This is a genomic window from Flavobacterium enshiense (assembly GCF_022836875.1).
Classification (GTDB): domain Bacteria; phylum Bacteroidota; class Bacteroidia; order Flavobacteriales; family Flavobacteriaceae; genus Flavobacterium; species Flavobacterium enshiense_A.
In genome coordinates, this window is record NZ_CP090376.1 from 3,210,452 (window position 1) to 3,221,515 (window position 11,064).

The window sequence follows — 11,064 nt, forward strand, 5'->3', positions numbered from 1 at the left end:
TTTTCTATTTAAATCTTCGCCACCGCCTCTTCAAATTTCTCATAATTCATACTCACTCCATCATCTAAATCAAAGACGATTTCGTTTAGCGCTAACGTTTTTAATACTTCGTTGTAATCTCTACATTCCAGTTCCCAAGCTCGGAGTTTGTCCAGGCGCTTCAGTTCATTTTTGCTTAAGTTACTTTCGTTGGCTACCGCTTTTTCGATTTCGTGTTTGATCCATTCCTGATGGGGATGCAAATAGTTGCGTTGTATTTTGCTCACGGTGTATTTGTCCATTCGGTGCATGTAGGTCAGTACTTTAAACGCTGACGCCTGTGGTTTTTTAGGATTGGAACAGAATAGCCAATAAATAGGTTTCTTTTTATACATACCGGTATGATAGCCCCAGAATTTCTCAGTTAACCATTTGTCTAAATCAGTACCTAAACATTCGTTGATGAAGTTTAGGCTTTCGGTTAAGGTTTCTTCTCCCCAAAGGTCGTGGATTAGGTTTTTGATGCGTACCAAAGCATCGTCTGGGAAAGCACATTCGCTGCCCATAAGTGGAATGATTGCGTCTTCATCAATTTCGACAGATTGCTTCGTTCCTCGCAATGACACTTCATAAGGAGCCAATTCCTCTTCAGTAGGGTTTGGATGGGCGATGTGTAAACCCGGTTTGTCCAGACGGTAACGCCCCATGAAAACGCCTATGCAGTAACTGATGAACTGACTAAGTACTTCGTCTTTTTTTATTGGAAGTGTTACGGTATTTGTTCCTTTTGCTCTGAAAACCGGTTCTAACTGCTCTAAGGCATTACGGTCTAATTCTTCCTGCAATATGGTAATATCTTTTAACGCCACCTCTGGTATTAACTCTTCCTGCAAGCCATAAATATCTATAAAAATACGGTTGAGTTCTTCCTCGTTTTCGTGTAATTGAAAGAAATCTTGCGTTGCCTCATCTTGCCATTTTTGGTAGGCGGTTTTTAAAGATGAATTGTCATTTAACAAAGGTGATTGTTCAAAATCCCATGAGTTTTCTCGATTATTCCAATCATTTTTAGCCAATACTATTGTGTCATTTACTAAGGAGCCTAACTTTGTGTTTTGGTTATTTATAATTGGGACTTTACTTAAAGGACCTTGATTAAAATCTAGTGTTGGTGAAATTACTTGTAAGAAGTAATTGCCTACATTTGAATTTAAAAGTGCCATAAAAACATTATGTGATTTCCCATCATATGGAAATAAGACAGGCCCTTTAGAATCGAAAAGAAATCCTTTTTCAGTATGCCTTCCTGAGAATTTACCACTCGAAATTGCGGTCCAAGTCATGCCTTCTCGGAAGTAGTAAGATTCGTTTCTTATTACTGACTTTGGTTTAAATGCCTTGATATCAGCACCGACATTTTCCCAATTGATTACGATTTCATTACTTCCATACCATTTTCGAAATCCTCCGCCTTTATTGTAAGGATACCATTTTTTAGCAATTTCTGTTGCTCCTTTCTGATTTTCGCAATTAAAACCTATTTTATTTAAGTTTATTTCTGACCAAGCTCTCAAGAATTTTGTATTATCACCCGTAGCCATTCCTTGCCGAGGAACTGCATATTTGATTAAACTTTCATTTTTTTCAAAAATATCAATCACTCTCTTACTCACCCAATAAGCAATCGGACTACCTGGTATTTTTTCAAAGTTTTCTTGAAAAATATTAGGATAGAAAAGTCTTTGTCCGTTTTCTGTTCCTTGTTCCGGTATTTCTGTAATGCCTTCCTCACCACGATACAAATTGAAATCGTATTTGTAGCTTACATTACCATTGGCATACAAAAACAGTTTCTCAATATCTTCATACAAAATGTGTTGGAAATTGCGTTCGTGTAATCTGAAATAAGCACCAGTTGCATTTTCCTTGTATTCTTTTTTCATGGTAAAAGCGACCGAGCCAAAGTCAATCCCAAAAATACCACGTCCCATGTGTAATAGACTTTCAAAGTGGTAGTTATCAATATAGCTTTCTCTTAATTTTTCGAAAGAAGAAAGAAAAAGCCATGAAGGTAAATTAATTAATGCAAAACGGGAATTGTCCAATGTCATGTTTGGAATCACTTCCATAAACACCGTCATTAAATCGGACTTGGTTTCAGGATATTCTTTGTTTATGTAGTCTTTTAAAGGACCATTCATGCTCTTTTGTCCCATGTATGGCGGATTAGCCACTACTGCGGTGTATTTTTTGGTCATGACCAACAACACTTCCAGAAAAGGTTTTAAATTATTCCATAAGTCCTGCTGCATGATGTCTAAGGTACCGGCTTGGTATTGGGTATTCCAATTACGATACTGTTCCGTAATAAAAGTTTGTGCTTCCGGAGAAAGTTCTAGTTTTAAGGTGGCACCAATATTTTTCCCTTCGTTTAGTAGCACTAATGCTCCTTTGAGTTCGGCTACATAAGTAGCCCCATTTGGTGTTAAAAAACTTTGAATTTCTTCTAAATGAAAATAGTGGGTTTCCGGAAAACTGTAAATGTGAGGCAATAGCAAAGCAGCGCTGTCGGAAGGATTTAGCACTTCTGGATAAAACTCGGCTGCTTTTAATAGTACTGCAAAACGTGCTAATTGCATGGCACGATCGTCGATATCTAAGCCAAACAGGTTGTTTTGAAGAATACCGATTACCGCATTTTTGGCAGTGTAGCCTTGTTCACGATACATTTTAAATAGCAACTCAAAACCCGTTACCAGGATATGTCCACTTCCTGACGCAGGGTCGATAAGGGTTAGGTCTTCTAAATGGTGGATGATTACTTCCTTCTTCGCAATGATGTTGTCTTGTTCCTGAACTTCGATAAGGTATTTCATCTCCGGTTTTAGGGATGAGGTTTTGTCGTAGTCGAGGTAGATTTTACCCACCGTGTTTTCTACCATGTATTTAACAATCCACTTGGGTGTAAAAATTTGGGTTGCTGCCGGGATGTCTTCGGGTCTTGCTTTTTTGTTGGCTTTGAAGCCTTTGAAAACCTCGTCTTTTTTATCAGAAATATAGAATTGGTATAACCAACCTATGAGTTCTACTTCTTTGTATTCGGTATTGGTAATGACATCACTATTTAATAAATCGATGATGCCGTTGCGTTGTAATAAATTGTTTGGTAAAAGGATTTCGGTATAATCATCGATACGACCGAAAACATCATGTAGCAGAATGTTGTTGTTGCACAAACGGGTTAGCAGTAAACCCAAAGCTTGTTCTTCCTGATCGTCTACCAAATATTGCTGTAGAAGGTTGATGTATTTTTGTTGTTTGAGCTGGTGCTGGCCTCGTTTTGCGTTTTGAACTATTTGGGGCGTTTTTAGTTCGGCTGCAAATGTTAACGTTGGTTGTATGTAGCCTCTTTTTTCTAAGATGTTAATTGCCATTAAACGGTTGAACCAAGTGTAAGCAGCTTCTTCGATGGTATCCTGAACGGCTTGTTTGTTTGTGAGTTTGGCTTTTAGTCTTTGCCATTTCGGTGGTACGCTGTCGTCATTGAACACCTGACCACGGAAGATGTAGCCTCCTGTTGTAGGTTCTACTATTTCTATACTATTCCCATTGGCATCAAACCCCCAATATAAAAGGCGTTGTTTTACGCCTTCCATCAAAATTAATCTTGCTTGCTTTGCAAATGATTTTATATTGTTTGTGTTCATTAATTCAAGAATATTTTTTGATTTTTAGCCAGTTTCACCATTAGTTTTTCACGCAGTTTTTTTAGGTAGTCTTCCAACTGTTCTGCGTTTTCAATTGTGGTTGGCGGCATTTCGTTAGCTACATTAATGGTTACACTGTGTTGGTATTCCTTTCCTGATTTTTTAGCTTCGGCTTTAGCTTTGAAATCTTCAAGAATTTTAAAGTTATCTGCTCTGAATTCGTTTATTTTCAGGATATAGATTTCTAATTGGCTCAAGCTTTTCTCTTTAGAAATTCTGTTGATGTAACTATCATCCGTTGTAAGATTCTCTTCGGTTATTCCTAAATCGTGCCTGCGGTTATTAATTTCTGAAAATACGACTTCATACATTTTCACTGCTTCCATGCGTAAATGTTTGATTTTCTTATCTAAAGCATCATGAATTTCTTTATATGCTTTTTTCATTTGAGGTAAAGTATCCCAAGGCTCATTATCCGATTGAATATACTCTAATAATTTTTGAGTGGTTACTTGTTCTGCTTCGTCTAAAGCGTCGAAATTACTTTTGTTATTACTAATAAAATCTTTGATTTGCTGGTAGGTTGTAAAGTTGTGTTGTACAAACTCTACTACGAACATGTATTGATCGCGATCGGCTTTTAAAGTGGATTTGTTTTGTTTTACCAGTTCTAATACCTGCTCTTGGTCGCGAGCTGTAAATAATTCTGTTAGTTCTTTATGGAATTTTTTGAGATGTATTCCAAAGGGATACACATCGTACTCGTCTTTTAATTTGTTGACTTCAACCAATTTTGCACCTACTTTTAATTTCAATTGGTCTACCGCTTCTTTTAAATCAGAAGAGTTTGCAATAATATTTTCTACGAAGATTTCGTGGTTTACCGTTTGGATGAACTCGTTGATTTCTTCCTGCGAATGTGCTTTTTGGTTTAAGATTAAGATAGAATCGCGTTCACGGCTATTTAATGCTTTGTCGGTAAACTGGACAAAATCGATACTGTCGTTTTTCCATTCAAAACGTTTTACTCCTTTTTGAGCAATTTTTAAAAGGATATCCAAAGTGGCTACGTCTTTCCAACCGTATGGTGCTTTTTCAAAGACTTTGACTACATCGCCTACATTAGGGTTTTCGCCCATTAGGCTCATTTTATTTACCAATTCTTCTTCGGCAGGGTCCAAACCAGTGTTGGCTTTAACTTGTTTGGATTTTGCGTTGTTGATTAAGTCGGCATTGGAAGTCGCATATGCATTACTTAAAGCATGCTTTTTATAAGTTTCCTGTAAATGTTTATTAATCATATCCTCCAAACGTGAGGTTACATTTGCGCCATTGAGTTGTTCGGCAGATATAACCTGTTGACTGGACACCATGCTAGTATTCAAAAAACGCTGCTCAAAACGTAATTTTATTTCGTTTAATAATATTACATTATTACTTCTGAAATTATTTAAGGTTTCCACACGAGTACCTGTTGCATTAGCAAAATTATTGGCAATGAATTTTTGGGTGCGCACATAATCTTGCACTTTTGCTTTTAAATCTTTATCGGTATTAAACCATTCCCCAATAGCAATAACCAAGTCTTGTGCTGGACTGCTGTATGCCAATTGTTGTATGTCGGTAATGTCAAAAACCGAAAATTTGATTTTAAAGTCTCCATTTCTAATGATTTCTTTATCATCTATACTAATAGCCGCTTTGAAGTTTTTATTTCCAAAAAAACTGATGTCTGGTTTTGGCTTCAGTACTTTGTCAATGATGTCTTTGTAGAAATAATCCAGTCTATCTTCACTATTAACCGCAGTAGTTTTAATTAATTGGGCCACATCAATTTCATCGTCTTTGAGAAAACGGTATTTTCCCTCACTGACCTGGACAATGTTTTTATCTACCAATAATTCTAATATGGCAGTGACTTGTTTTTGGACTTCTAACTTAGGCGTATCCACAGCATCCATAAGCAATAATGCTAAATTATCCACCGTTGCCGGGAAATTAACGCGGTGACTTTCTCCCAAATTAGAAATCATGAATAAAGTGTTTACTACTCTTTTAGAAAACAAATCATCCTTTACCTCGTTGATGTTATAAGCTCTGTCTAGAATACTACGCGCAATAAAGGTTAAGTTTTTATCGAACTGATCGTTGAAGAACAAATCGAATGGCACAAAATAGCCTACTTTTTCATCTTTGCATTTTTCGGCTGTATAATGTGTAATTCCTAAAATAGAACGTTCCGTATTCTTCACACCTTGACCTACATAGCCTACATTGCTGAAGCTTTCGAATACATCAGAAATCAATCGGAATTGATATGGAACGAAAGGATAGGTTAAAGTAAAATCTTCTTTGCCTTTAAAGTTTTCGTAAAGATCATGATTAAATACAAATTGGTTTTCAATAGCCCCCTTGTTGTTTTTGTAATACTCTGAAAGTGTGCCAATACCATCGGCTTTTTTCTCTAAAACTCTTTTTTTTGTAATATAAGTTGCATCCTGACTTTCTAAAGAAATTATGGTTTCGAAACGCCCCAAAATTTTACCAAAATCACCTGTCTTAGTATCAGTAGTATCAATAAGATTAGACAAATCTTGTTGGGCCGTACATACCATCCAGATTTTGGTTCCGATCTTGGTTCCGATTTCTTCTACGATAGTTTGTAAATTAAGTAAAAGTGCTGTATTGGAACCTATGTACTGCGAAACCTCATCCAGTAAAAATATTAGACGGTAGTTTTCCGGTTTGTTTTTTAGGAAATCTTGAAATTCATTGATTAAAAAATCGATGTTGTAATCTTGATTTTTATCTAAAATCACTTTTTTTAGTGAGTCAATATCTAATTCAGAATTACATCCTTTAGCAATATCTAATACTTTACTCAACGACATTCTAGTAAATCGCAATTGATTCCCTGACCAATCCTCGTTGAATTCTTTTTTTATTTGGCTTTTGAAATCTTCTAATTTCCCAATTTCGTGTAATGGTTTTTCCAGGTACAATGCTAAAGCAATGTTGGTGTTGTTGAACCCTCTAAATTGGTTAAGCTGATTTAATAAAACTCTCGTAATACGGTCTTTTTCATCTTCATTGTCTGAAACGGCATCAATATTAAACATGATTTCGTCCATTTCTAAAGCATCCAGTTTCTTTTGTAGTAAAGCTAAAAGATTTGGATTTGGTTCTTCTAATGCTCCCACATTTTTAACAGCCTCTTTGAAATTCACAAAAGCTTTTTCTCTGTATTTTTTATTTAAGCAATAAAACAGGTACTTAATGAAGTGCGATTTTCCACTACCATAATATCCACTAATCCAAACCCCTGTTTTGCCTTCTTTTTTGTTGGCAATAGCGTCTAGGAACTTATAAACGTTTTTGGTAATTCCTTGGGTAAATACATATTCTTCAATCTCTTGATTGATAAAATATTCTTCCATTTCACTTACCACTACAGCCGGGTTGATTCTTCGGGTAATTTCTTTTTCGTAAAGTTCTTTAATTGCCATCATAGTACTATTCTGTTGCTATATATTTGTTCAAATGGTTTGCTCTATATAGATTATCATCATTAAGCAGCCCAAATAAGTTGTAATTATTGTTGTTATAATCGCCAGGATAAAAAACGATTACTTTGAATTCCTTGATTAGCTGTTCTGTTTTTTTAAGAAAATCAGAAACTCTTAGGTAAGGGTAGGCACTACCAAAACCATGTAGCACCAAGTATACTTTTTTATCATTTTTTTCTACAAAATGACTTTTTACCTTTTTGGTGAAATTTTTGTAAAAATCACCTTCATTAATTTCGTCTCTTACCCAAGCTAAAGCTTCATGGGCATCCTCTTTTTCTTTTTCGGTAATTAAATCGAAAAGGGTTCTTCCTGAAAATTCTTCACCTTTTAGAAAATCAATCATTTCCTCATACATGTTGATTACCAAACATTCTAAATAATTGTTAGGCCGTTTTAACTTTTCAATCAAGAAGGCTATCTCTTTTCGCATTTCATATTCTAATGCAGGATCGTAGGTATAGATGTAGGCAGGGAAGAATAAATTTCCAGTTCTTGGCTCTTGAAAGCCTCTGTCTGCCATTAGTTCATATAACTTATTACTGTCTAATATCATTATACATCATGTTTTTCTATGTCATTCAACAATAATACGTCCATAAACCAATTGTCTCCGACCTTATTGCACTCTCTGATAATGACACTATTAATTGTGGGTTTTTGGATTTTATTTTTGTTTAATATTCCCATGTCCGTAAGCATTTTTAAAGCAACCTGACCACTTTTATAAATTGTCTTTTGACTTATTTTTTCTAATTCAGGATGAAAATCCATTTTACGGTATAGAAAGTTAGTAAAATCTGAAACTTCCAACTGAAAATCCAGATTTTGCCATTTGTTTAAAACTACTTCCAACATGAAATGTTTAATAATCGGATAGCGTTTGCAAATACCATAAAATAATATCAAATTTTTACCATTTTTGTCTGAAGATGAAAACAGGCTGATTAGCATTTCGCTGTTGAGAGCCCATAATCTCTTTTCTATTTCATGTTTTATTCTTTTTTTGGAACTTTCTGCATTTACAGGAATTATATTAAAATCAATCGTTTCATATCCTTCTAAAAAATCATCAATGTTATTAATGGCCATAACAAACGCTTCCGTTTCTCTTGAAAGAAGTGCACCGGCAGTAAAGGCAGTACTGTATTTTATTTTTTCGTCTAGCATTTTAGTTTATCACACTATTGTTTTCAACCAAAAGATCTTTTGCTTCTATTTCTAAAAGTTCAGCTATTTTGTATAATTGTTCTATACTGGGTTGTCTTCTGTTTTGTACATAAGAATTCACCATATTGTAACTTTTGCCTAAATTTTCGGCTAACCAAGTCTGTGTCAGTCCTTTTTTCTCTAGCTCCAATTTAATTCTGTTCATTTGAAAAGATATAAGGCTTAAAAATATAATTTTATATCATATATAACAAAATATGAGATAGTATTTTGCTGTGAATTTTATCTTTTGCCAATTGAATTTGAATCAAAAGTTATCAATTTGAACATGCTGCGCATTCTGTAACGAAGAAGGTTGCCATAATGCTCTTCAATCTCCGAAGCAGACAGATTAGTAGTGATTCGGGTTACGGTGTTGTTGTAAGAAAAGTAAAACCTTCACCAATAGTATTTATGATTTTTTCCGGAATTTCTAAATCCTTAACGACTACATTCCATTTTGTTGTTAGCGCTTGTGCTTAATTGACAATCCCTTTCGGATTCTTAATGGTGAGCTCCTACGCTACGGTCAAAACATCTTTTTAGTGTACTTTCCAAACATTTGTTGTAACCTGACTACCCTCTCTAATAAACTGTGTGACACAATTGTAACACAATTGTATGACAATCTGCAACACATTTGACAACATAACGTATTACAAACAAAAAATGCAGAACCACCCCAAAATCCCCCGGGATGTTGTAGAAAGCTTCAGAATGTTACCAGACAATACAAAACCACCCTACTCTCATCCCAAACCTCACAGCATTTAAGCTTTTCAATTGATTTCGAAATAAAAAAATCCGACAGAATCCAAGTTTATTCGACAGAATTCGACAGTAAGCTAATGTATCCGACTGAATCCAGCAGAATCCGAAAACACCTATCAAAACTATTATAATATTTGAAATCGAAAAAGACCGATAACCACATCAAACAATCTGTAAACGGTCACATAAACCGTAACACAATTGTAAAACAAAAAAGAAAACTTATGAAATCAGAAATTATCAACCTAAGGGTAACCGAAAAACTAAAAAGACAATTAGAGGTTATGGCCTATACTTACCAGGCAAAAGTATCCGACTTAATTAGGGACATATTGGAAAACAGAATCGTTGAAGAAAAGAAACCACAACACATTGATAAAACTGATTCTGATTTTCTGAAATCGGATGAATTTCTATGTCTATACTCGTGGCTCTTATTAAAACAATACAATCCTTTTGAAACAAGTGCAAGCAATGACCTTAATCGTTTGAAAGAAACGCTTCTAACCGCAATCGGACATTCCGCTATCCCGAAAGAAGTCAGAACAGAATTCGAAAAAATTCTACAGGATATCCTACGATTCTTAGGCGAACCTGATTACCAAGGTAAATCGTTCCGGTTTTGCATACCCAACAACTGCGAATCAGTGAATTATTTGGTGATCATCAATTTCATGCTAAATCTGCATAAACCGGAAATCATATACGTCTAATACGATTGTGTGACAAAGTGTAACACAAAATCCGCAACCATGTAACACATTTTGCAACACAACTTCGTGACAAACAAGAAAAACACCAAACCCAACTAATAAATGACGGCTAATACGGTATATGACGTTTTCAAAGCACTCCCACATGAGGAGCAGCTTCGTCTTATCGCATTAGTAAACGAACACAAGTTATCCATTGAAATCCCCAAAAAGAAAAAAGAAAAAAAGCCACCTATAATTTCTAAAGAAGCAGCTATCGACTATCTGATGAAAAACATTTTTTCCAAGAAATAAACCCCCTTCAAATTTTCGGCAATAAGGAATGGATCAAAAGAAAAAATCACTACTTTTGGGTATATAAACCAGTGCACGCCGCAGTACACGTTTTGGTACACGATTTTAAAAAAAGACAGTTCAAAATAGGTTAAAATAGGTTTTTACTTACAGAAAAACCCATTCATAACCCTGAGGTCACGGGTTCAACTCCCGTCTTCGCTACGAAATGATAAAACCCTAACTAATCAAATAGTTAGGGTTTTTTATTTTCCGATTAACTTGAGTTTTCTACACCATCAATGATCGAACTAATTTGAAATTTATAAAATACCTCAACTTCTGATTGACCAATAATAAATTTCCTTTTTTAAAAATTTCAAGAGATAATTAATGACTCTTCGTTAAATAAAAAATAACAAATAATTATTTATTAAACATTACTACTTTGAAGAAAGAGGCCAATGACGTTTATTCTACAAACCTCAACAAAGTCAAGAGTACTTTAGAAAATCTTATTGCTAAAAAACAGCCTCAAACAATCACTATCTGATTGAAAATTCACACACTTTAACTACAAACACAACAAGTTAATAATCAACGCGTTACACTGTAAAAAAACATGTCGTTTTTTAAAAACACAAGAAATAAATTCATCATTTTTTAGTATTTCATCGTATGTATTTCCTATTCATCGAAAACGACTTACTAATCTTATTGAAATAAAAATAATTAAGTAGCTTTATTACATTATTTCCAAAAATAAAGCCTTTTTAAGGGTTAAACATGTCAATTTAGAGCAAATAATTTTCAAAATCTCAAATCCCGACTAACTTTTCAAAGTTT

General features: G+C 34.7%; 7 protein-coding genes. 2 read left to right on the forward strand and 5 right to left on the reverse strand.

Annotation, left to right across the window (positions count from 1 at the left end):
- Nucleotides 1-8 precede the first annotated feature (8 nt).
- Genes pglX through LZF87_RS14600 form a run of 5 tightly spaced genes read right to left on the reverse strand, consistent with a single transcriptional unit; the run spans nucleotide 9 to nucleotide 8,627 of the window.
- A complete protein-coding gene (gene pglX / locus LZF87_RS14580; protein ID WP_244340079.1) occupies nucleotides 9-3,686 on the reverse strand; it encodes a BREX-1 system adenine-specific DNA-methyltransferase PglX in 3,678 nt (1,225 codons plus the stop codon).
- Nucleotides 3,686-7,195: a BREX system P-loop protein BrxC gene (brxC, locus tag LZF87_RS14585; protein ID WP_244340081.1), complete on the reverse strand. Its 3,510-nt coding sequence runs from the start codon at nucleotides 7,193-7,195 to the stop codon at nucleotides 3,686-3,688. The genes pglX and brxC overlap by 1 nt, the downstream gene beginning before the upstream one ends.
- Nucleotides 7,196-7,199: 4 nt before the next feature.
- A complete protein-coding gene (locus LZF87_RS14590) occupies nucleotides 7,200-7,808 on the reverse strand; it encodes a BREX protein BrxB domain-containing protein (RefSeq protein WP_244340083.1) in 609 nt (202 codons plus the stop codon).
- A complete protein-coding gene (locus tag LZF87_RS14595; RefSeq protein ID WP_244340085.1) occupies nucleotides 7,808-8,422 on the reverse strand; it encodes a BrxA family protein in 615 nt (204 codons plus the stop codon). The genes LZF87_RS14590 and LZF87_RS14595 overlap by 1 nt, the downstream gene beginning before the upstream one ends.
- A gap of 1 nt (nucleotide 8,423) precedes the next feature.
- Nucleotides 8,424-8,627, reverse strand: coding sequence for a helix-turn-helix domain-containing protein (locus LZF87_RS14600; protein WP_244340087.1), 204 nt, complete (start codon nucleotides 8,625-8,627; stop codon nucleotides 8,424-8,426).
- Nucleotides 8,628-9,456: 829 nt separating this feature from the next.
- On the opposite strand from LZF87_RS14600, the gene LZF87_RS14610 reads away from it, so the two are divergent.
- Entirely contained in the window at nucleotides 9,457-9,945 is a 489-nt protein-coding gene (locus tag LZF87_RS14610) for a hypothetical protein (protein WP_244340088.1), read from the forward strand.
- A gap of 102 nt (nucleotides 9,946-10,047) precedes the next feature.
- Complete coding sequence (locus tag LZF87_RS14615) at nucleotides 10,048-10,239, forward strand: hypothetical protein (protein ID WP_244340089.1); 192 nt, start codon at nucleotides 10,048-10,050, stop codon at nucleotides 10,237-10,239.
- Nucleotides 10,240-11,064: the final 825 nt, after the last annotated feature.

Bases quoted from the DNA above. Each gene is read 5' to 3' on its own strand.
- pglX (WP_244340079.1), bottom strand. From the start codon at position 3,686: ATGAACACAAACAATATAAAATCATTTGCAAAGCAAGCAAGATTAATT.
- brxC (WP_244340081.1), bottom strand. From the start codon at position 7,195: ATGATGGCAATTAAAGAACTTTACGAAAAAGAAATTACCCGAAGAATC.
- LZF87_RS14590 (WP_244340083.1), bottom strand. From the start codon at position 7,808: ATGATATTAGACAGTAATAAGTTATATGAACTAATGGCAGACAGAGGC.
- LZF87_RS14595 (WP_244340085.1), bottom strand. From the start codon at position 8,422: ATGCTAGACGAAAAAATAAAATACAGTACTGCCTTTACTGCCGGTGCA.
- LZF87_RS14600 (WP_244340087.1), bottom strand. From the start codon at position 8,627: ATGAACAGAATTAAATTGGAGCTAGAGAAAAAAGGACTGACACAGACT.
- LZF87_RS14610 (WP_244340088.1), top strand. From the start codon at position 9,457: ATGAAATCAGAAATTATCAACCTAAGGGTAACCGAAAAACTAAAAAGA.
- LZF87_RS14615 (WP_244340089.1), top strand. From the start codon at position 10,048: ATGACGGCTAATACGGTATATGACGTTTTCAAAGCACTCCCACATGAG.